Here is a 22616-nt window from a genome sequence, read left to right as displayed (position 1 = left end):
AACAAAAAATGAATATCTTATGGTGGCAGATCTTATTATTAACATTATACGCAGGATACCAAATTTTAGATGAATTACAAATTTATTCTTCATTAAGTGCGCCAGTGTTTGCAGGTCTTTTTGCAGGATTAGTGATGGGGGATATTAAAGCAGGACTTATTATTGGTGGAAGTATGCAATTAACTGTATTAGGAGTTGGGACTTTCGGGGGTGCTTCCAAAATTGATGCTAACTCAGGCACGATTCTTGCCACAGCATTTTCTGTGTCTTTAGGAATGAACCCTGAACAAGCAATCGCTGCTATTGCAGTACCAGTTGCTAGTTTAATGATTCAATTAGACATTTTGGCTCGTTTTGCGAATACCTACTTTGCACATCGGATTGATAAAATGGTCGAAGATATGAACTATAAAGGAATTGAACGTAACTTCTTAATGGGTGCCTTACCTTGGTCTCTTTCTCGAATGATTCCAGTCTTCTTAGCACTTGCTTTTGGTGGTGGTTTAGTACAAAAAGTTGTATCTGTCCTAAATGGCGATTTGAAATGGTTAGGTGATGGCTTGTCTGTTGCTGGGGCGGTCTTACCAGCGGTCGGTTTTGCAATTTTACTACGTTACTTACCAGTGAAAAAACATTTCCCTTATTTAATTCTTGGTTTCACTGTAACTGCTTTACTAGGAACAATCTTTACAAACATGCAACTTTTAGGAACATCTGTTGCGAGCGTTGTGAAAGACTTCAGTGGTGTATTTAACGCACTACCAATGTTAGCAGTTGCTTTAATTGGTTTCGCTTTAGCCGCAATTAGCTACAAAAATGGTCAAATGATTCCGAGTGGGCCAGCAGCCAAAAAAGAACATGCAGCGAATGATTCAGACGAAGGAGAGATTGAAGATGACGAAATCTAATTATAAATTGACGAAAGAAGATTTTAAACAAATTAATCGCAGAAGCTTGTTTACTTTCCAATTAGGTTGGAACTACGAAAGAATGCAAGGATCAGGTTACTTGTATACGATTTTGCCACAATTGCGCAAAATTTATGGGGATGATACGCCTGAATTAAAAGAAGTGATGAAAACACACACGCAATTTTTCAATACTTCAAACTTCTTTAATACGATTATTACAGGGATCGATTTGGCCATTGAAGAAAAAGAAGGCATTGCTGGAAAACAAACAGTTTCAGGTTTGAAAACTGGTTTAATGGGACCGTTTGCAGCAATTGGGGATTCAATTTTCGCAGCTTTAATTCCAACTATTTTTGGGGCGCTAGCTGCCAACATGGCGATTAATGGCAACCCAACTGGTATCTTTATCTGGATTGTTGCTCAAATTGCCGTGATGGTCTTCCGTTGGAAACAATTGGAATTTGCGTATCGCGAAGGAATTTCTTTGGTGACAACTATGCAACACCGCTTAACTGCCTTAACAGACGCTGCAACTTTACTAGGGGTCTTCATGGTTGGCGCTTTAGTGGCAACGATGGTTAATGTCAAACTATCATGGGCACCAAGTATTGGGGATGTAACACTTAACATGCAAAATAACTTGGATATGATTTTACCACGTCTACTTCCTGCAGGAATTGTCGGTGGCGTTTATTGGATGCTAGGTAAAAAGAATATGACGTCTACTAAAGCCATTTTTATCGTATTAATTGTCTGTGTCGCATTGTCTGCGTTAGGTGTTATTTCAAAATAAGTAAGACAGGAGAAAATCGATGAGTGAACATTTAGTTTTAGTAAGTCATGGCCGTTTTTGCGAGGAATTGAAAAAAAGTGCGGAGATGATTATGGGACCGCAAGAAACAATTTCCACTGTTGCTTTATTACCAGAAGAAGGTGAAGCTGACTTTTTAGAAAAATTTGAAGCGATTACGGAATCGCTAGAAGATTTTGTTGTCTTTGCTGATCTATTAGGGGGGACACCTTGTAATATTTTATCCAAAAAAATTATGCAAGGTGCTTCGTTTGACTTATATACTGGGATGAATTTACCGATGGTTATCAGCTATGTAAATGCAAGTTTATTAGCGATCGAAGGTGACTATGTTAAGGAATCAGCAGAAAGTATTGTGAAAGTCAACGAATTGCTGCTAAATGTTGCAGTAGATGGCGAGGATGAATAATTCTGACTTGTTGTCGTAAGTAATCAAAGTTTTTAAGAGAATGATTTAGAGATGGACGTTCCAAAAATAAAAGAATTTATTTTTGGAACGCCCCTTTAATTGTTAATAATGAAAGCGTGTTCAAAAATGTTAGGGGGCTGATTTATCAGATGAAACATGGAAAAATAAAACGATTTAGTACATTGACACTATTGGCAAGCGCAACGATTTTAGTACCATTAAGTACGTCTGCAGAAGAAACAACAAACAGCAGCACTGAAACAAGCTCATCAATGGTGGAACCTGCCGCAACAGAAGAAAAATTGTGGCAATCTGATTTTCCAGGAGGGAAAACTGGTGAGTGGCAAGATGTGATTGGTAAAACAAATCGAGAATTAGCAGGAGAGTCATTGGCGATTTCACGAGATGCAGCAGCAGGTAATAATGCCGTATCTTTAAATTTAGATTCCCCTAAATTAGCTGATGGTGAAGTAGAAACAAAGTTTAAATACACTGCTGGAAGCGGTCGAACGGGTGTGATTATACGTGGTAATACCAAAGATAGCTGGGTTTTTGTAGGCTATAACGCGAATGGCAAATGGTTAGTTGAAAGCCCTAATTCGTGGAATGATTCAATTTCTGGGCCAACGTTAAATGAAGATACGAATTATTTGTTGAAAGTACGTTATGTTGGTGAAAAAATTACTATCTGGCTTAACACCACGTTGATTTACGAAGGAGAACCTGTTTTGGCCAATGGAGACAAAATTCCAACAGAAGCCGGACATGTGGGTGTCCGTTTGTGGTACGACAAAAAAATTGTCAATTATGACTATTTTAAAAATGGCCCCGTAGATAGCATTCCAGAAATTGTGCCAGAAGTGACACAAATTGCGCCAGTCAAAGTTTTTACAAAAATTGGTGTCGCACCAAAATTACCGAAACAAGTAAAAGTGACCTATAATACTGGTAAAGAAGCCAATGAAGCAGTCCGTTGGAATGAAATCGATCCTGATGCATATAAAGAACCAGGAACTTTTGAAGTCGACGGTACTTTGGAAAATACAAACATCAAAGCAAAAGCCAGCATTGTTGTTGCTAAAGACAATGAAGCTGAAAAAGGCGACAAAATCTCTTCCGCAGATTTAACAGCCGTGGTTGATCCACAATTTCCACGAATTATTCGCTACGAAGACCCTCAGAGTAATCAAGTGATTTTTAATGGCCAACACGAGAAAATTGACCAAGTAATGATTGATGGCAAAGCATATAAAGCAACTGCTGAAAAACAGAAGAGTGAAGCAAATCAAGCCGTTTATAACGTAGCTGTCCCAGAAATTGGTTTGCGTTTCACAACGACATTGACTGTTTCCGAAGGCCAAGAATTAGCTATGAAACTCTCAGATATTCGTGAAGAAGGAACCAAAATACACACAATTTCAATTCCAAATCAAGGCTTGATTTCTGTCAATAGTACAGATGAAGGGGCGACTTTTGCTGGCGTTGTGATGAATACTGGGACAAATGCAAATAACGGAAATAAAAATGGTGATACTATCCAAGATTTAACTACAACAAGCCAAGAAGAAACGAAAAAATATATGTATGGTTTCTTAAATACGGCGAATTATGCTGCAAGTTTTTGGACGAACGCCTATGGAGACGGCTCTGTCGATGGTAGTGACAACAATCGAATCCATAAACAAACAAAAGAAGCGGCGACTGGTTTTGTAACAACCTTGTCAAGTGGGGCATGGACCTATCGACCATTTGATGCACCGGAAGATTACACAACTGGAGAAACGCCAGAAGTGAAAGTTAAATTCTCAAAAGATAGCAACGACGACAATCGGGTGGATTGGCAAGATGCGGCAATTGGGTTCCGTTCAATTATGAATAACCCAATGGGTGCGGAAAAAGTCCCTGAATTAGTCAACCAACGGATTCCTTTTAACTTTGCTAGTCAGGCGACAAACCCATTCTTAGTGACGTTAGACGAATCAAAACGTATTTACAATTTAACAGATGGATTAGGACAAATGAATTTACTAAAAGGGTATCAAAATGAAGGACATGATTCTGCGCATCCAGATTACGGTGCTATTGGTCAGCGACCTGGTGGGGAACAAGCGTTGAATCAATTAATTGATGAAGGACATAAATTAAATGCCGTTTTCGGTGTGCATATTAATGACACCGAGTCTTACCCAGAAGCAAAAGGATTTAATGAGGAATTAGTTGATCCAACGAAGCGTGGCTGGGATTGGTTAGATCCGTCTTATTTTATTAAACAAAGACCCGATACATTGAGTGGTCGTCGCTATGAGCGCTTTAAAGAATTAAAACAAAAAGCACCGAATCTAGATTATATTTATGTTGATGTTTGGGGCAACCAAGGCGAATCAGGTTGGGCAAGTCGTCAACTAAGTAAAGAAATTAATTCACTCGGTTGGTTTACAACCAATGAATTTCCGAATGCTTTAGAGTATGACTCGGTTTGGAACCATTGGTCTGCAGAAAAAGATTACGGCGGTACAACAACGAAAGGCTTTAACAGTACAATCGTTCGTTTTATTCGGAATCATCAAAAAGACACTTGGATTATTTCCGACAACCCTTTGTTAGGTGGAGCTGAATTTGAAGCCTATGAAGGTTGGGTGGGTAAAACCAATTTTAATACCTATCGCCAAAAAACTTTTGCCATTAATGTCCCAACTAAGTTCTTACAACATTACCAAATTACAAACTGGGAAACTACAACAGCAGCAGATGGTCAAATCTATGGCACAATTAAATTAGCGAACGGTGCTGAAAAAGTGACCGTTACTCAAGCAGATGCTAATTCGCCAAGAAGCATTACGTTAAATGAGACAGAAGTTCTAAAAGGTGATGCGTATCTACTGCCTTGGAATGTCAATGGTCAAGACAAACTATATCACTGGAATCCAAAAGGCGGTACCAGCACTTGGTCATTGGATAAGAAAATGCAAGGAAAAACGAATTTACATTTATATGAATTAACAGATCAAGGGCGTATTGACAAAGGCGCAATTGCCACTACAAATAACCAAGTGACCATCCAAGCCGAGGCTAATACACCGTATGTCATTGCTGAACCTGATAGTATTGAACCCATGACATTCGGAACAGGAACACCATTTAAAGATCCTGGATTTAATGAAGCCAATACCTTGAAAAATAACTGGAAAGTTTTCCGAGGTGATGGAGAGGTTAAAAAAGATGCCAACGGTGATTATGTCTTTAGTTCAGAAAAAGAAAGAACCGAAATCAAACAAGACATCAATCTTCCTAAACCAGGAAAATATAGTTTGTATCTAAACACAGAAACACATGATCGCAAAGCCACAGTAACTGTTAAAATTGGTGGTAAAAAATATACGCGGACAGTGAATAATTCGGTTGCCCAAAACTATATTCAGGCAGATATTAACCATACAAGCAGGAAAAATCCGCAGTATATGCAAAATATGCGAATTGATTTTGAAATCCCAGATAATGCCAAAAAAGGCTCGGTGACGTTAGCGGTTGATAAAGGCAATTCCGTTACAAAATTTGATGATTTACGAATTGTTGAGCGTCAAACGGATATCATGAACCCAGACAAACAAACAGTTATTAAGCAAGATTTTGAAGACACACAAGCAGTTGGGTTATATCCGTTTGTTAAAGGCTCAGCTGGTGGTGTAGAAGATCCACGGATTCATTTATCAGAAAGAAATGAACCTTACACACAATATGGTTGGAATGGAAACCTTGTTTCAGATGTATTAGAAGGCAACTGGTCCTTGAAAGCCCATAAACAAGGAGCAGGTTTGATGCTTCAAACAATTCCGCAAAATATTAAATTTGAACCGAACAAGAAATATACGGTCCAATTTGATTATCAAACTGATGGTGAAAATGTCTTTACTGCTGGGACCATTAATGGGGAGTTGAAAAATAACAATGACTTTAAGCCAGTCGGTGAGTTGACTTCGACAGCAGCAGATGGTCAAACCAAGCATTATGAAGCAGAAATAATTGGGGATGCTTCAGGAAACACCACGTTTGGTATTTTTACAACAGGTGCCGATAAAGATTTCATTATGGATAACTTTACGGTCACAGTGGAATCGAAAAAATAAATTTAGTCTATCTAGAAGAGGTCGGAACAGAAGTGTTTAACTCCGAGAAATAAGAAGGAATTTCCGGAAATTATTCTATAATTTTTGGAGACCAAGTAGGTATTGTTCATCATCGAATCACTACGTTCTTCGTGATTCTCAACAATTTCGGCTTATTTCCGAAGGACCTTCACCAAGTAGGTACGATGATTTCATCTGTTCATGCTTCACAGTGAAACATCGCAACTCTTAGAGCTGTAGCTCTTTTGAAGGCTGTACTGTGACGAGACGCATGTCGAGAAAACACCTTAGAAGTTGTTGAGATCGGAGCAACGCGTAGTGTTGCTTCTGTTCCCGCCGTTTATCAGTTTTTGAGCGTGAAGCAAAAATCCAAAGTGATTTTTGTCCCACGCTCTACTTCTTTTATGAGAAGAAGCAAGGTCTAGTGCCTCATTTTTATACTGCAGAATAAACAGACACATTTTTTAAAGTGTCAGGCTTCTTTGTGTATTTCATCAAGAACGAATGGACAAACTTGCCTTTTGCCACAAATCGTTTACAATTACAATGATAGGCATAATTTATTTAGAGGTGAAGTGATTGAAGAAATACAATGTTGATTGGAATTACTGGGTTGTCCGCTTTTTATTTGTAATGGCGCTGATTGTTGGCTATTTATTAATCACGAATTATCAGCACTTTGTCCATAGTGTTTCGGGTTTATTAGGCATCTTATCCCCATTCATTACTGGGTTCGTGATTGCTTATTTATTGAGTGGAAGTCAGAAAAAAATCGAGGGATTACTAGAAAGAGTTCCTTTACCAGCCGTAAAAAAAGCGAAACACGGCTTGAGCGTACTCCTTTTGTACCTGATTATTTTGTTTATTTTTGTCTTGACATTAAACTATATCGTTCCGCTACTCATTAGTAATTTAGTAGATTTAGCAAACTCTTTACCCACTTTTTATGATCACATGGTTCAGTTTGTGATGAGTTTAGAAGATAAAGGGATTTTAAAAACAGCCGTGATTGAAAAATATTTAAATAGTGTCCTTAAAGATTTGTCGCCAGAACGTTTTTTAAATCAATGGACACAAGCGTTGTTTTCATTAGGAACGTTGACTAAAAATGTTTCTTCATTCTTTTTAAATGCATTTTTGACGTTGATTATCTCAATATATGCGCTGGTATTTAAGCAATCTATTTTGACATTTGTTAAAAAGGCTGCCCACAAATTGCTGTCTGAAAAAGTGTACAAGCAAACACAAACCTGGTTAAATACAACGAATAAAATTTTCTATAAATTTATCAGCTGCCAATTTCTTGATGCCTGTATAATTGGCGTTTCATCAACGATTTTGTTAAGTATTTTGAATGTGAAATTTGCTGTGACTTTGGGGATTTTATTAGGTATTTGTAATATGATTCCTTATTTTGGTTCGATTTTTGCGTCAATTGTTGCTGGTGTGATTACGCTTTTCACAGGTGGTGTTACTCAAGCCATTACGGTGTTACTAGTTTTATTAATTTTACAACAAATTGACGGTAATATTATTGGTCCTCGAATTATGGGAGATGCCCTAAATGTCAATCCGATTTTAATTATTGTTTCAATCACGATTGGGGGAGCGTACTTCGGCGTCTTAGGGATGTTTTTAGCAGTTCCTGTTGCTGCAATCATTAAAATTATTGTCTCGGAGTGGCTAAATGAATCAAAAGAAAATGATAAGATTGTAGATTCTATTGAATCCTAAAGTAAAACTTTTCGTCGCGCGTTGACGAAAAGTTTTTTAGTGGAAAAGAAAGTTTAATTATTTGGAATTTTTGATATGCTATACTTAAAGTAAATAAAAAATCAAAATTGAGGTGAATAGATGCAGTTTTTAAAAAAATATGGCGGCTATTTTTTAGTTTTAGGGGTCTTACTTGATTTTTTTACACCTTATTATGTCGGATTCAAAGATCAAGGTTACAATCAATTGACAGAAGTAATTAGCTTATTAGGTGAGGTGAATAGTCCAGTTAGGGAAAACTTTAATCGGTTAACTATCATTGCGGGAATGTTGATGTTAGCAAGTTTACCTAGGATATATGCTATTTTTTCCAGAAAAACGAAAAAAGGTGCTTGGTTAGTAGTGGCAATGATTGGCGCTTATGGTTTATTTGATTGTATTTTCAGTGGGCTCTTCAGCGTAGACACTTCAAGCGCTGGCACAGTTGCTGCCGCGCTTCATAACGGAGGATCAGCAGTCGGTTATACAGGCTTTTTGTTGTTATCAGGCGTCTTAACCATTATCTATAGTAAATACGGTTCGCAAAAAAATAAAAAACTTTTTGGCTTTTTGTTTATTTTATGTATGCTTGCAGCCGGCTTATATGGCTTAGCAAGGATTCCACAACTACAACAGGTAAAACCATTTAATTATTTAGGCTTATGGCAAAGAGTGAGTTCATTTTGTAATTATCTACCAATGCTGGCACTGTGTTTACAAACTAAAACCAATGACAAATTTGATTGAACATTTGTCATTGGTTTTTTACTAGTTAAAATTGTCTGGTAATAACTTAATTATTGGCTACGGTGACTTCACCAGTAACAGTGGCACCATCTTTTTCTAAGTCAGCAGAATCTTTGTATTCTTGTTTATCAAAAGTAATATTGCCATTAACTTTGGTACCATTTAAAGTAAAGCCATTTGCTTTCACCTCAATATCACCTTTGACAGTCCCGTGAACGATATTGAAATTTTCAGAAGAAACGATTAGCTTAGGAACCGTGATTTCATATTCAGCAGTTACTTTTTTATTATCATCTTGAGAATAAAGCGCTAATTTACGATAGACATCGTTGGAATCTTTCCCCTTATCATGGAAAGTACCAGCAACTGTTACCTCTTTATCAAAAGTGACATTGTCAGTAGCTGCGACAATCCAATTTCCTTTATCACTTAACGCCATTTCGAGCTCTTCAGGCTTGGCACTAATTGAAGCACCAGAGACTACTTCTGTACTTGAATTAGCTGTTTCTTTGCTACTAGAACTACTATCTGTTTTTTTATCAGATGAACAAGCACTAAGCAGCACAAGAGCAGCAGTTGCCGTCAAAACAGTGGTGAGTACTTTAGACATTTTCATGAAAATCCCTCCAAAAAATTTATTTATTTCTTCCTTTATCATAACTGATTCAAAGGGAAATGAGTAATCATACACTCAAAGATTGAGAAGTTTGGCCAACGGGAAATTAGGCTTATTCTCTCAAGAATGTTCAGGAAATATTCAAAGTAATCATTTCTTTTTCAAATGTTCCTTTTCTGTAGTAAGCTAGTAATAGACAGAATTTAAGGAGGAGATTTTGATGCCTTGGAATATGAATGATTATCCTACATCAATGAAAAATTTAGCACCTTTGATTCGGAAAAAAGCGATAGATATTGGCAATGCGTTGCTTGCGGATGGCTACCCTGATGATCGCGCCATTCCAATTGCGATTAGTCAAGCGGAGAAATGGTATCAAGAGGCAAGTGAAGCAGACAAAAAAGCCTTCGAACAAGAAGCAAATCCTACGAAACAAGATTCGCATAAACAGGATAAACATGCGGGAAAATTATTAACGGCGGCTGTCAACGTTAAATATAAAGACGGCCAATGGTTGGTGATTTCAGACAGCGCTGAAAAAGCAAGTAATACATTTACCCACAAACAAGAGGCGGTTGAACGAGCTCAAGAAATTGCTCGGAATAAGCAAACAAAGTTGAAAATCTATAAGCAAGATGGTACGTTACAAGAAACCAAAGAATATACTGAATAATTTTTCGAAACCTTGATATTCCGTTGCAATTCAAGAAACGGTTATCAAGGTTTTTTTGCGAGGGAGAAATGGACAAGTAAGAAAAAATAACAAAAGTTAAGAATGAGAATAAGACTTGCTTTTCTAGTTTTTGGTGGGTACAATTACACTAATTAAGATAAAAAATCAAAATAATTGAGGTGCTACGACAATGGAAAAAGCCAATCTTGATTGGAATAATTTAGGATTTTCTTACATTAAAACGCCCTTTCGTTATATTAGTTATTGGCGAGATGGCAAGTGGGAAGAAGGCACGCTAACAGATAACAATCAGTTAACGATTAGTGAAGGTTCGCCTGCTTTACATTATGGCCAACAATGTTTTGAAGGATTAAAAGCGTATCAATGTGCAGATGGTTCTGTCAATTTGTTTCGTCCAGATGAAAATGCCAAACGGCTACAAAAAAGTTGTGCGCGTCTACTGATGCCACAAGTGCCAGTAGAAACCTTTGTTTCTGCATGCCAAGAAGTGGTGAAAGCCAACCTTGCTTATTTACCGCCATATGGAACGGGCGGTACGTTGTATCTTCGCCCTTATATGATTGGTGTCGGCGATAATATTGGCGTAGCACCCGCCAAAGAATACATTTTTTCTATTTTTTGCGTGCCGGTTGGTTCGTATTTTAAAAATGGTTTAGCACCAACCAACTTTATTGTTTCTGACTATGATCGAGCAGCGGGTCGAGGAACTGGGGCCGCTAAAGTGGGGGGCAATTATGCAGCTAGTCTTTTACCAGGTGCAGAAGCACATGAGAAAGAATTTAGTGATTGCATTTATTTAGATCCGTATACGCATACGAAAATTGAAGAAGTTGGTGCAGCCAATTTCTTTGGCATAACCAAAGAGGGTACTTTTATTACGCCGAAATCAGCGTCTATTTTACCAAGTATTACTAAATATTCATTATTGACGCTAGCAAAAGAACGTTTAGGGATGACGGCGCTTGAAGGAGACGTTTACATTGATCGATTAGCGGACTTCTCCGAAGCGGGTGCTTGTGGCACAGCGGCGATTATTTCTCCTATCGGTGGGATTCAAAATGGCACAGATTTCCATGTATTTTATAGTGAAACGGAAGTTGGACCAGTGACTAAGCAACTATATGATGAACTGGTTGGCATACAGTTTGGTGACAAAGAAGCGCCAGAAGGCTGGATTGTAAAAGTTTAAAGAGACAAAAAAGAGAGAATTCATGCTCTCTTTTTTTTTGTGTAGAATATTCAGAATTTTCTATAAAAATATTGACTTTGATTCTATTTAAAGGAATAATGGAAGATACAAGATTTAAAAAAGGAGGGGAAGTTATTGCTTATTAAATCAGCAGAATCAGAAGAAATGACGATTTTTTTTGATAAAGAAAACCAACCAAATGCACAAGTTCAAATGGGCATTATTACATTACAACCTGGTGAAAAACGGCCTTTAGCTGGATATGCTCGCCATGAACAGGATGAATATTCTTATGTGATTTCTGGCGAAGCACATACGATTTTAGAAGATGGTCAAGACTTAGTCGGAAAAGCTGGACAAGCCCAATTAATTGAAGCTGGTGAGGGGCACATTAATTATAATAATGGGTTGGAGCCAGCGGTCGTTGTCTGGATGCTTGTTGAAAGGACAAAATAAAAGGGGAGCTGTCTTTCTGTAAGTAAGAGCATAAAAAAATGAAGAGTTATAGGAGAAAGAAGATGAAAAAGTATTTAAAAATCACAATGGTTTGTATTTTATTGGTAGGATTTTTAGCTGGGTGTACCAATAAAAATGAAAATAAAAAGAAACAGAAAAATACCAAAGAAGCCGTTCAACTGATGTCACCCTCGGAATTAACAACGCTCAACACCTCTGTATTATTGGATTTTCCAGATGCTATTGTCCAAACAGCAGCGTTTGAAGGGTTATATAGTTTAGATGAACAAGACCAATTGGTACCAGCCGTAGCAAAAGCATTGCCGACGATTTCAGAAGATGGAAAAACCTACACGATTTCTTTGAGAAAAGAAGCGGTTTGGAGTAACGATGATCCTGTCACAGCGCATGATTTTGAATATGCTTGGAAAAAAATGATTGATCCTAAAAACGGCTTTGTTTATAGCTTCCTCATCGTTGAAACAATTCAAAATGGTGCAGAAATCTCAGCGGGGAAATTAGCACCCAATGAACTAGGTGTCACAGCTGTGGATGATTATACATTAAAAGTGACGCTCAAAGAGCCAAAACCCTACTTTACGTCCTTGTTAGCTTTTCCTACATTTTTCCCGCAAAATCAAAAAGTAGTCGAACAATTTGGTGCGGACTATGGAACTGCTAGTGATAAAGTCGTCTATAATGGTCCGTTCGTGGTAAAAGATTGGCAGCAAACAAAGATGGACTGGCAACTAGCAAAAAATAATCGCTATTGGGATCACCAGAACGTGCGCTCAGACATTATCAATTATACGGTTATCAAAGAAACATCTACTGCATTGAATCTTTTTGAAGATGGACAATTAGATGTGGCTACACTAAGTGGTGAACTGGCGCAACAGAATAAAAATAATACGTTGTATCATTCGTATCCAACAGCGACAATGAACTATTTGCGCTTAAATCAAAAACGGAAAGGGCAAGCAACGCCGCTTGCAAACGAAAACCTGCGTAAAGCATTGGCTTTAGGAATAGATAAAGAAAATCTAGTCAATAATATTATTGCAGATGGTTCTAAAGCTTTACATGGTGCGATTACGGAAGGCTTTGTGGCGAATCCCACAACGGGTCTCGATTTTCGTCAAGAAGCAGGTGATTTAATGGTTTATAACAAAGAAAAAGCGCAAAGTTATTGGAAAAAAGCACAAGCAGAATTAGGAGAAAAGGTTAACGTTGAATTGATGGTAACAGATGATGGTTCTTACAAAAAAATTGGTGAAAGTTTGCAAGGCTCGCTACAAGAACTGTTTCCTGGTTTGACAATAGAGCTAACCGCATTGCCGACCGAAGCTGCATTGAACTTTGGGCGAGAAAGTGATTATGATTTATTCTTAATTTACTGGACACCAGACTATCAAGATCCTATTTCTACCCTGATGACTTTATACAAGGGCAATGATCGCAATTATCAGAACCCTGTCTATGACAAATTATTAGATGAAGCAGCCACAACCTATGCCTTAGAGCCAGAAAAAAGATGGGCGATACTGATTGCAGCTGAAAAAGAAGTGATTGAAACGACTGCTGGCATGATTCCACTTAGCCAAAATGAACAAACAGTCCTGCAAAATGATAAAGTCAAAGGCTTGAATTTTCATACCTTTGGCGCTCCATTAACGTTAAAAAATGTTTATAAGGAAAAATAAAAAGAGAGCCTGGGCTGAAAATCGCTTTTGATTTTCGGCCCAGGCTTAAATCCTGCTTTTTAACCCAAAATTTGTCACCATTTAGCCTTTTCGGGTTTTATCTCGAACGCTTCTGTTCTAATAGTTCAAAATCAGGTGCAGTGTGGGGCTGGGCATATTTTTTCATATATGTCGGCAAGGCTTGACTAATCTTCGTTGGTAAAACAACATAGTCAGTTTTGGCCAAATCATCTCCAATGAGACTGTGTAAGTAGACGGCGCCAGCAATGGTTTCAATTGTCGGCTTAAACTGAGCTAAAAAACCAGCAATGATGCCAGCCAAGGTATCCCCAGTTCCGCCAGTAGCCATCCCAGGGTTGCCACCTGTATTTTGAAAAGGTTCTCCTGCGTGGAAAATTGTTGTGCGATGACTTTTTAAAACAATCGTACTGCCTAATTTTGCTTGTTGGCGCTGGTTATTTGCCAGTGTTTGTTGCTCGATAGGTAAGTGACTCAAACGTTGCCATTCTATTTGATGAGGTGTGAAAACAACTTTTTCAGGATAGGTAAGGGAAAAATTGCCTTGGCTAAACAGGGTAATTGCTGAGCCATCGATAATTAACCATTGTTGTTTTTGATGTTGGGCGAGTACCATCTTTAATATTTGTTGTGCAGTAGCATCTAAGCCTAAACCTGGACCAATTAAAATAACCTCCGCTTGCTCTACGACGTCCGTCAGAAGGACTGTTTCTTCAAAGCCCACGACCATCGCTTCTGGGCATCTTGCATGTAAAGCCCCGTGGTTTTTAACATCAGTAATCACAGTGGTGAGACCAGCGCCACTATTGATACACGCTTCGGTACTCATGATGATGGCTCCGCCATATTGACGGTTTCCTCCGATTAATACGACACGCCCAAAATTGCTTTTATAAGAGTCGGAGGGGCGTTGAGTGATGACTTCCTCTAAAATGTCCTTGCTTAAATAGCGCATTCTATCACTCCTTTTCTTGGGATTTCTTTGTTCTCAGTATACTACAAGAGCCCCGAAAAAATCAGTTTATTTAATGTTAAAAGTTACTCTATTGAAGGCAATGAGGTGTATAATAAGGACCAGATAAATGAGTTAGGAGAGTGAAACAGATGGAAGAGAAAAAAACATTTTATATGAGTGGCTACGTAGGAATTGCGAGCTTATTAGTTATTTTAATTGCGGGAATTGGTTTATTTATTTATGGAGCGAGTCATACCAATGGTGTTCTTGTTGTTTTAGGTATTATTTTGTTAGTTGGGGCTATTTTATTTTTAAGTTCCTTAACCATTGTTAGTCCCAACCAGGCGAAAGCTATTTTATTTTTTGGTCGCTACTTAGGTACGATTAAAGAAAATGGGTTGTTTATTACCATTCCATTTACGCAAAAAATGAACATTTCTTTGAAAGTACGAAATTTCAATAGTTCTCTATTAAAAGTCAATGACTCTGACGGGAATCCAATCGAAATCTCTGCGGTCATCGTTTTTCGGGTAGTCGATACAGCTAAGGCGTTATTTAATGTCGATTATTATCAAGACTTTGTGGAAATTCAAAGCGAAACGGCAATCCGGCATGTAGCAACACAATATCCTTATGACACTTTTTCAGATAATGATGTAACTCTGCGAGGAAATACCGAACAAATTTCCGAGGAGTTAACCAAAGAATTGCAAGAACGCTTAGCAGTGGCTGGTGTAGAGGTTATCGAAACACGGTTGAATCATTTAGCTTATGCAACTGAAATAGCTAGCTCCATGTTGCAAAGACAGCAAGCAAAAGCAATCTTAGCGGCCCGACAAACAATTGTTGAAGGTGCGGTAAGCATGACACAAATGGCCTTAGAACAGATTGAAGAAGGGCAAGAAATTAATTTTACCGATGAACGAAAAGTACAACTTATTAATAATTTACTAGTCTCAATCATTACTGATAAGGGCACACAACCAGTTATTAATACAGGCGACGTTTCTTCTTAAAGAGGAAGCAACGCTAAAAATAGCAAAAAAGAGTCATCTTTCCGATGGCTCTTTTTTTGGCAAACACGAACATTATATAATTTTAATTTATAATATTTCGGTTTTTCTTTGACATCTCTTTTTCTCATTGTTAGAATAACAGTGAAAAAAGGCGGAAGGAGTTATTATATTCATGAAACCATTAGTCGCTGTGATTATGGGAAGTACCTCAGACTGGGCAACGATGAAAGCTGCTTGTCTTGTGTTAGAAGAGTTGAAAATTCCTTATGAAAAACGAGTGATATCAGCACATAGGACCCCTGATTTGATGTTTCGTTTTGCAGAGGAATCACGAACAAAAGGATTGAAGGTTATTATTGCTGGCGCTGGTGGAGCGGCCCATTTACCAGGGATGGTAGCTGCAAAGACAACCTTACCTGTCATTGGTGTTCCAGTTAAAACACGAACATTAAACGGTATTGATTCACTGTTGTCTATTGTGCAGATGCCAGGGGGAGTTCCTGTAGCAACAACTGCGATTGGCTCAGCAGGTGCTACCAATGCTGGGTTATTAGCTGCAGAAATACTAAGTATTGATGATTTACAGTTAGCAGAAAGAATCCAAGCAAGACGACAATCATTGGAAAAAGCGGTTATGGAAAGTGGGGAACAACTTGAATAAACCTTTAAAAGTCGGAGCAACTATTGGCATTATAGGTGGGGGACAGTTAGGGCGAATGCTAGTCATGAGTGGTAAAAAAATGGGTTTCCAAATGATTGTGTTGGACCCAACGCTCAATAGTCCAGCTGGTCAAGTAGCTGACCGTCAAATTGTGGCAGCCTTTGATCAGATATCTGCTTTAACTGAACTAGCAGAGTTATGCGATGTGATCACCTATGAATTTGAAAATATTGAAGTGGCCTCTCTAGAAAAGGCCATTCCACTAGAAAAGCTGCCACAAGGAACAGAATTGTTAAAAATTACTCAAAATCGATTGCTTGAAAAAATGTTTCTTCAATCGATTGGCTGTAAGATTGCCCCTTTTACGGAAGTGAAAAGTCAGAAAGAGCTGCCACAAGCAACAGAAAAGATTGGTTTTCCATGTGTCTTAAAAACTATTCAAGGTGGATACGATGGAAAAGGACAGGTCGTCTTAAAATGCGAAGAGGATTTCTCCCAAGCGACTGAATTATTAGCTAACGCCACTTGTGAATTAGAAAAGTGGGTGCCTTTCACTAAAGAACTTTCAATCATCGTTGCAGGGAATAAGCATGGTTACCAAAGCTTTCCTGCATCTGAAAACATTCATCGAAAGAATATCTTGCATGAATCAATTGTGCCCGCTCGAATTTCTGAGAATGTGCAACAAAAAGCAGCGGAATTGGCGCAACACATTGCTGAGGAATTAAATTTATCTGGGGTTTTAGCTATCGAACTGTTTTTAACGGATTCAGAAGAGTTGTACGTCAATGAATTAGCGCCACGGCCTCATAACTCAGGTCATTACTCTATTGAAGCTTGCTCATTTAGTCAATTTGATGCGCATATTCGAGGAATTAGCAATTGGGGCATTGGGTTACCCCAGTTACTTCAACCAGTGGTTATGGTGAATCTCCTAGGCGAACACTTAGAAAAAAGCTACCAGTTATGCACGTCAAAACCTACTTGGCAAGTCCATTACTATGGAAAAGCCGAATCAAAAGTTGGCAGAAAAATGGGCCACGTCACCATTACAACACCTTGCTTATCAGAAACGTTAAAGGAAATTGAGACTGTTGGTATTTGGAACGTAACTTAATAAATGCTTGCTCCAAGCAAGTTTTTTATTTTTACATTCGACAAACACGAACGATTATTGTTTTTTTATAACTAATGTAAGTTTTTAACTGATGTAAATCAGCTGAGTTAGAAAGAATAGGGTTCATGAAGCTAACGAGAAGAGGGAAAGAATGGAAAAGAAAGCACTTGTGTATACAGGAAAAGCGAAGAAGTTGTATCAAACAGAAAATGCTGCGGTTCTTTTTGTGGAATATCTTGATCAAGCAACAGCTTTAAACGGTCAAAGAAAAGACAAAGTTCTTGGAAAAGGCGCTTTAAATAATCAAATCACTAGTCTTATTTTTGAATATTTACAGCAACAGAAGATTCCCAATCATTTTATCAAAAAAGTATCTGAACACGAACAATTAATTCAGGCCGTAGAAATGATTCCTTTGGAAGTTGTCGTACGTAATTATGCGGCAGGAAGTTTTTCGAAGCGTTTAGCGATTGAAGAGGGCACTAAATTAGTGACGCCCATTATTGAATTTTATTACAAAGAAGATCGTCTGGATGATCCTTTTATTAACGAAGACCATATTCAATTTCTAAAAGTAGCCACTCCTGCTGAAATTGTGGAGATTAAAGCATTGGCTTTACAAATTAATCAGGCGCTTAGTCAACTCTTTCAACGTCTCAATATTTGTTTGATCGATTTTAAAATCGAGATTGGTCGGACGAAGGCCAATCAATTGTTACTGGCAGATGAAATTTCTCCAGACACCTGTCGTCTATGGGATTTAAACACAAACGAACATCTGGATAAAGATGTTTATCGCCGTGAATTAGGAGAAATAGTTCCTGTATATGAAGAAGTTTTACAACGTTTACTAACAGCTAATTGAGGAGGAAGCGCGTATGTATTTTGTCAAAGTCTATGTTACGTATAAAGAATCAATTTTGGATCCCCAAGGTGAAGCGGTTAAGGAAGCAGTCCATCGGCTTGGTTTTACAGAAGTAGCCGAAATCCGTGTCGGTAAGTATTTTGAAATGCACGTCCAGCAGACAGAAGCAATTGAAGAGAAAATTGAACAAATTTGTGATCAACTATTAGCCAATGTAAATATGGAATCCTATCGTTTTGAAATTTTATCTTTGGAGGAAATTTAAATGAAATTGGCAGTGATTGTTTTTCCAGGATCCAATTGTGATGCAGACTTATTGTGGGCTGTCAAAGAGGTGATGGGCGTCGATGCAGAATTTGTCCGACACGATGCCACTTCTTTAGCAAAATTTGATGGCGTATTGTTGCCTGGTGGTTTTTCTTATGGCGATTACTTACGTTGTGGTGCAATTGCTCGGTTTTCGCCAATTATCAATGAGGTGATTCGCTTTGCTACAGAAGGCAAAATGGTTTTTGGTACTTGTAATGGCTTTCAAATTTTAACAGAAATTGGCTTACTTCCTGGCACGTTGCTAAGAAATGATTCGCTTCGTTTTATTTGTAAAAGTGTCCCATTGAAAGTGAATACGCACACAAAGTTTACAAGCGAGTATCCTGAAAATGTTTCGATACATTTACCAGTAGCACATGGCGAAGGGAATTACTATTGTGATGAAAAAACGTTGCAAGAGCTGAAAGAAAAGAACCAAATTGTTTTTACGTATCAAGAAAAGGTGAACGGTAGTCTTGAGAATATTGCTGGTATTTGTAATGAACAGGGCAATGTTCTAGGAATGATGCCTCATCCGGAACGAGCGATGGAAGAATTGTTAGGTTCAACAGATGGACGCAGCTTTTTTGCTTCAATCATTAAAAACTTTGGAAAGGAATTAAGCCAATGATGAATGAACCAACACCAAAAGAAATCAAGGAGACACGGTTGTATGCAGAATGGGGACTAACAGATGAAGAATATCATCAGATTGAGACCATTTTACAAAGAGAACCTAATTATACAGAAACTGGCTTATTTTCCGTGATGTGGAGTGAACATTGCTCTTACAAAAATTCCAAGCCCGTTTTAAAAAAGTTTCCGACGGAAGGGCCACAAGTGCTTCAAGGCCCTGGTGAAGGAGCTGGGATTGTCGATATTGGTGACGGATTAGCTGTTGTTTTTAAAGCAGAGAGCCATAATCATCCTTCTGCAGTAGAACCTTACGAAGGAGCAGCTACAGGCGTTGGTGGAATTATTCGCGATATTTTCAGTATGGGGGCGCGGCCGATTGCTTTACTGGATTCGCTAAGATTTGGCGAACTGACGGATGCACGAACACGTTATTTGTTTCAAGAAGTTGTGGCGGGGATTAGCGGTTATGGAAATTGTATTGGTATTCCAACCGTTGGCGGCGAAATTGCTTTTGAGCCATGTTATCAAGGAAACCCACTTGTTAATGCTATGTGTGTGGGATTGATTCGTCATGATGAAATTCAAAAAGGCCAAGCAAAAGGCGTCGGAAATAGCATTCTTTACGTAGGTGCGAAAACAGGACGAGATGGAATTCATGGTGCGACCTTTGCTTCAGAAGAATTTAGTGAAGGTGAAGAACAGCAACGATCTGCGGTACAAGTAGGTGATCCGTTTATGGAAAAATTATTATTGGAAGCTTGTCTTGATTTAATCAAAAATCATCAAGATATTTTAATCGGCATCCAAGATATGGGGGCGGCTGGCTTGGTTTCTTCAAGTGCTGAAATGGCATCAAAAGCAGGTTCAGGCTTGATTCTAGAGCTAGATAAAGTTCCACAGAGAGAGACGCAGATGAGCCCCTATGAAATGCTCTTGTCTGAGTCCCAAGAACGGATGTTAATCTGTGTGGAAAAAGGAGCAGAACAGCAAGTTTGTGAATTGTTTCAAACGTATGACTTAGAAGCGGTAGCGATTGGCTCCGTAACAGATGATGGACAGTATCGTGTCTTTCACGGTGGCAAAATAGTCGCAGATGTACCAGTAGATGCTTTGGCAGAAGAAGCCCCTGTCTACCAGAAAGCCTATCAAGAACCAGAGCGGATGCGTGCTTTTAAAAAATTAGCGCCCTTCATTCCAGAAATTACGAATAGTACGGAATTATTAAAACGCCTATTGCAACAGCCAACGATTGCATCGAAAAAATCAGTTTACGAAACCTATGATAGTCAAGTACAAACGAATACAGTGGTGCAACCAGGAAGTGATGCAGCTGTTTTAAGAGTGCGGGGCACCAATAAAGCCTTAGCGATGACGACAGATTGTAATAGCCGTTATTTGTATTTAAATCCTGAAATTGGTGGGCAAATTGCGGTTGCAGAAGCAGCCCGTAATATTGTAGCAAGTGGAGCACAACCTTTGGCTATCACTGATTGCTTGAATTATGGTTCCCCAGATAAACCAGAAAGTTTTTGGGAATTATGGACGTCGGCGGATGGAATCGCCGCCGCCTGCCGTCAGCTAGGAACACCCGTGATTTCAGGGAACGTCTCTCTTTACAATGAAACAGATGGTCAAGCCATTTACCCTACGCCGATGATTGGTATGGTGGGAGTGATTGAAGATGTTTCACAAATTACCACACAAGCGTTTAAACAAGTTGATGACTTAATTTATCTCATCGGTGAAACCCACGAAGATTTTAACGGCTCAGAAATTCAAAAAATGCAACTGGGTCGAATTGAAGGGCAATTACGCTCATTTGATTTAAAAGAGGAAAAAGCAAACCAAGAATTAGTTTTAAAAGCAATTCAAGCAGGCCTAGTTGCTAGCGCGCATGATTGCGCTGAAGGTGGCGTTGCCGTTGCTTTAGCCGAGTCGGCTTTTGCTAACGAACTGGGGTTACAGGTGACACTGCCATTAAAAAAAGAATATCTATTTGCGGAGACGCAATCCCGTTTTATTCTTTCAGTTAGTTCCCAGCATCAAGAAGCATTTGAAACACTTATCGGAAGAAAAGCTCAACATATTGGGAAAGTGACTGAAACTGGTTTGATCATTCATGCGTTAGATGATGTGATCAATTGTTCAACAAAAGAAGCCAAAGCCTTATGGGAGGATGCGATTCCATGTCTTATGAAGCAAAAAGCTTAAATGAAGAGTGTGGTATTTTTGGTATTTGGGGTCATCCTGATGCGGCACAAGTGACTTATTTTGGCTTACACAGCTTGCAGCATCGAGGCCAAGAAGGCGCGGGAATTGTGGCGAACAATTCTGGGAAATTAGATGGCCACCGTGATTTAGGTTTATTAGCAGAAGTATTTCAAAAGCAAGAACAACTGAATGCGTTAGAAGGAACGGCGGCTATTGGTCATGTACGCTATGCAACCGCTGGTACGGGTAGCGTGGATAATATTCAGCCATTTTTATTTAAATTTTATGATAGTCAAATTGGGTTAGCACACAATGGCAATTTGACAAATGCCAAGCGTTTACGAAAACAACTAGAAAGAGAAGGAGCTATTTTTCATTCCAATTCAGACACTGAAATTTTAATGCACTTGATTCGAAAAAGCACTGCTGCCTCGTTTCTCGATAAATTAAAAGAGAGCTTGAATTTGGTTAAGGGTGGCTTTGCTTATCTTTTATTAACAGAAACGATGATGATTGCTGCACTGGATCCCAACGGCTTTCGCCCTCTCTCCATCGGACAAATGAACAATGGGGCGTACGTTGTCGCATCCGAAACGTGTGCATTAGAAACAGTTGGGGCTCGCTTTATTCAAGATGTGGCGCCTGGTGAAGTAGTCATCATTTCTGATGAAGGCTTGAAAATAGAGGTTTTCACTACGGAAGTCCAACCGGCGATTTGCGCAATGGAATATATTTATTTTGCACGACCAGATTCAAATATTGCTGGAGTTAATGTGCATACAGCTCGTAAAAGAATGGGGAAGAACTTGGCAATCGAAAGTCCAGTCGCAGCTGATATGGTAATTGGGGTACCAAACTCGTCATTGTCTGCAGCTAGCGGCTATGCAGAAGAAGCACGGATTCCTTACGAACTAGGTTTAGTAAAAAATCAATATGTCGCTCGAACATTCATCCAGCCGACACAAGAATTAAGAGAACAAGGTGTCCGTATGAAACTATCGGCAGTTCGTGGCGTGGTCAAAGGAAAAAAAGTCATTTTAGTAGATGATTCGATTGTTCGCGGGACCACTATTCGACGCATTATTCATTTATTAAAAGAAGCAGAAGCGCAAGAAGTTCATGTCAGAATTGCTTCACCACCATTAAAATATCCGTGTTTTTATGGCATTGATATACAGACGCGGGACGAACTAATTGCGGCAAACTATTCAATTGAAGAAATCAAAGAGCAGATTGGCGCAGATTCGCTGGCTTTTTTGAGTGAAGCAGGGCTGATTGATGGGATTCAATTAAATTATGATGCTCCTTATTCTGGGCTGTGTATGGCTTACTTTAATGGAGACTATCCAACGCCTTTGTATGATTATGAAGAACAATATCAAGCATCCTTGAAAAAAGAAACTAGGAGGAATTGAC

The 22616-nt window shown here is 38.7% G+C and carries 20 protein-coding genes; 18 read left to right on the top strand and 2 right to left on the bottom strand.

The features are described 5' to 3' along the window. Positions 1-8: 8 nt before the first annotated feature. The 6 genes from AB1I62_RS08560 (at position 9) to AB1I62_RS08535 (ending at position 8754) form a co-directional block, all read left to right on the top strand. Entirely contained in the window at positions 9-908 is a 900-nt protein-coding gene (locus tag AB1I62_RS08560) for a PTS sugar transporter subunit IIC (RefSeq protein ID WP_002357253.1), read from the top strand. Then, positions 895-1704 (top strand): PTS system mannose/fructose/sorbose family transporter subunit IID, encoded by an 810-nt coding sequence (locus AB1I62_RS08555; RefSeq protein ID WP_002357254.1) that lies wholly within the window; start codon positions 895-897, stop codon positions 1702-1704. Before AB1I62_RS08560 ends, AB1I62_RS08555 begins: the two co-directional genes overlap by 14 nt. A gap of 19 nt (positions 1705-1723) precedes the next feature. Beyond that, positions 1724-2131, top strand: coding sequence for a PTS sugar transporter subunit IIA (locus AB1I62_RS08550; RefSeq protein ID WP_048737261.1), 408 nt, complete (start codon positions 1724-1726; stop codon positions 2129-2131). Between the two features lie 149 nt (positions 2132-2280). Next, complete coding sequence (locus tag AB1I62_RS08545) at positions 2281-6255, top strand: endo-alpha-N-acetylgalactosaminidase family protein (RefSeq protein WP_048737259.1); 3975 nt, start codon at positions 2281-2283, stop codon at positions 6253-6255. 579 nt (positions 6256-6834) lie between these two features. Then, entirely contained in the window at positions 6835-7989 is a 1155-nt protein-coding gene (locus AB1I62_RS08540; RefSeq protein ID WP_048737088.1) for an AI-2E family transporter, read from the top strand. Between the two features lie 120 nt (positions 7990-8109). Beyond that, entirely contained in the window at positions 8110-8754 is a 645-nt protein-coding gene (locus AB1I62_RS08535; RefSeq protein ID WP_048737086.1) for a DUF998 domain-containing protein, read from the top strand. 46 nt (positions 8755-8800) lie between these two features. Here AB1I62_RS08535 and AB1I62_RS08530 read toward each other — a convergent pair whose 3' ends face one another. Beyond that, complete coding sequence (locus AB1I62_RS08530; protein ID WP_002382413.1) at positions 8801-9412, bottom strand: lipoprotein; 612 nt, start codon at positions 9410-9412, stop codon at positions 8801-8803. Positions 9413-9590: 178 nt separating this feature from the next. Here AB1I62_RS08530 and AB1I62_RS08525 point away from each other — a divergent pair, with 178 nt between their 5' ends. The 4 genes from AB1I62_RS08525 (at position 9591) to AB1I62_RS08510 (ending at position 13412) form a co-directional block, all read left to right on the top strand. Continuing rightward, complete coding sequence (locus tag AB1I62_RS08525) at positions 9591-10043, top strand: DUF2188 domain-containing protein (protein ID WP_010710281.1); 453 nt, start codon at positions 9591-9593, stop codon at positions 10041-10043. A gap of 190 nt (positions 10044-10233) precedes the next feature. Then, a complete protein-coding gene (locus AB1I62_RS08520) occupies positions 10234-11253 on the top strand; it encodes a branched-chain amino acid aminotransferase (protein ID WP_010713328.1) in 1020 nt (339 codons plus the stop codon). Positions 11254-11388: 135 nt separating this feature from the next. Next, positions 11389-11709, top strand: a complete 321-nt coding sequence (locus tag AB1I62_RS08515; RefSeq protein ID WP_002369266.1) for a cupin domain-containing protein — start codon at positions 11389-11391, stop codon at positions 11707-11709. Positions 11710-11771: 62 nt separating this feature from the next. Next, positions 11772-13412, top strand: coding sequence for a peptide ABC transporter substrate-binding protein (locus AB1I62_RS08510; RefSeq protein ID WP_367019148.1), 1641 nt, complete (start codon positions 11772-11774; stop codon positions 13410-13412). A 97-nt stretch (positions 13413-13509) separates the two neighbouring features. On the opposite strand, the gene AB1I62_RS08505 is transcribed toward AB1I62_RS08510, so the two are convergent. Then, on the bottom strand, positions 13510-14385 hold the full coding sequence (locus tag AB1I62_RS08505) for an NAD(P)H-hydrate dehydratase (RefSeq protein ID WP_048737082.1): 876 nt from the start codon (positions 14383-14385) through the stop codon (positions 13510-13512). Between the two features lie 149 nt (positions 14386-14534). On the opposite strand from AB1I62_RS08505, the gene AB1I62_RS08500 reads away from it, so the two are divergent. From AB1I62_RS08500 to purF, 8 genes are all read left to right on the top strand, one after another. After that, a complete protein-coding gene (locus AB1I62_RS08500) occupies positions 14535-15401 on the top strand; it encodes an SPFH domain-containing protein (protein WP_002357267.1) in 867 nt (288 codons plus the stop codon). Between the two features lie 172 nt (positions 15402-15573). After that, positions 15574-16062, top strand: a complete 489-nt coding sequence (purE, locus tag AB1I62_RS08495; RefSeq protein WP_002365766.1) for a 5-(carboxyamino)imidazole ribonucleotide mutase — start codon at positions 15574-15576, stop codon at positions 16060-16062. Then, positions 16055-17179, top strand: a complete 1125-nt coding sequence (gene purK, locus AB1I62_RS08490; RefSeq protein WP_048737080.1) for a 5-(carboxyamino)imidazole ribonucleotide synthase — start codon at positions 16055-16057, stop codon at positions 17177-17179. The genes purE and purK overlap by 8 nt, the downstream gene beginning before the upstream one ends. 151 nt (positions 17180-17330) lie before the next feature. After that, positions 17331-18044, top strand: coding sequence for a phosphoribosylaminoimidazolesuccinocarboxamide synthase (gene purC / locus AB1I62_RS08485; RefSeq protein ID WP_002361953.1), 714 nt, complete (start codon positions 17331-17333; stop codon positions 18042-18044). Positions 18045-18057: 13 nt separating this feature from the next. Next, on the top strand, positions 18058-18309 hold the full coding sequence (purS, locus tag AB1I62_RS08480) for a phosphoribosylformylglycinamidine synthase subunit PurS (RefSeq protein WP_002357271.1): 252 nt from the start codon (positions 18058-18060) through the stop codon (positions 18307-18309). Beyond that, positions 18310-18984, top strand: coding sequence for a phosphoribosylformylglycinamidine synthase subunit PurQ (gene purQ, locus AB1I62_RS08475; RefSeq protein WP_104874901.1), 675 nt, complete (start codon positions 18310-18312; stop codon positions 18982-18984). Continuing rightward, positions 18981-21200, top strand: a complete 2220-nt coding sequence (gene purL, locus AB1I62_RS08470; protein WP_104874900.1) for a phosphoribosylformylglycinamidine synthase subunit PurL — start codon at positions 18981-18983, stop codon at positions 21198-21200. The genes purQ and purL overlap by 4 nt, the downstream gene beginning before the upstream one ends. After that, complete coding sequence (purF, locus tag AB1I62_RS08465) at positions 21176-22615, top strand: amidophosphoribosyltransferase (RefSeq protein ID WP_010824715.1); 1440 nt, start codon at positions 21176-21178, stop codon at positions 22613-22615. The genes purL and purF overlap by 25 nt, the downstream gene beginning before the upstream one ends. Position 22616 lies beyond the last annotated feature (1 nt).

It is taken from the genome of Enterococcus sp. AN402, from assembly GCF_040719405.1.
Lineage (GTDB): Bacteria > Bacillota > Bacilli > Lactobacillales > Enterococcaceae > Enterococcus > Enterococcus faecalis.
This window is presented reverse-complemented; position numbering and strand designations above follow the sequence as displayed.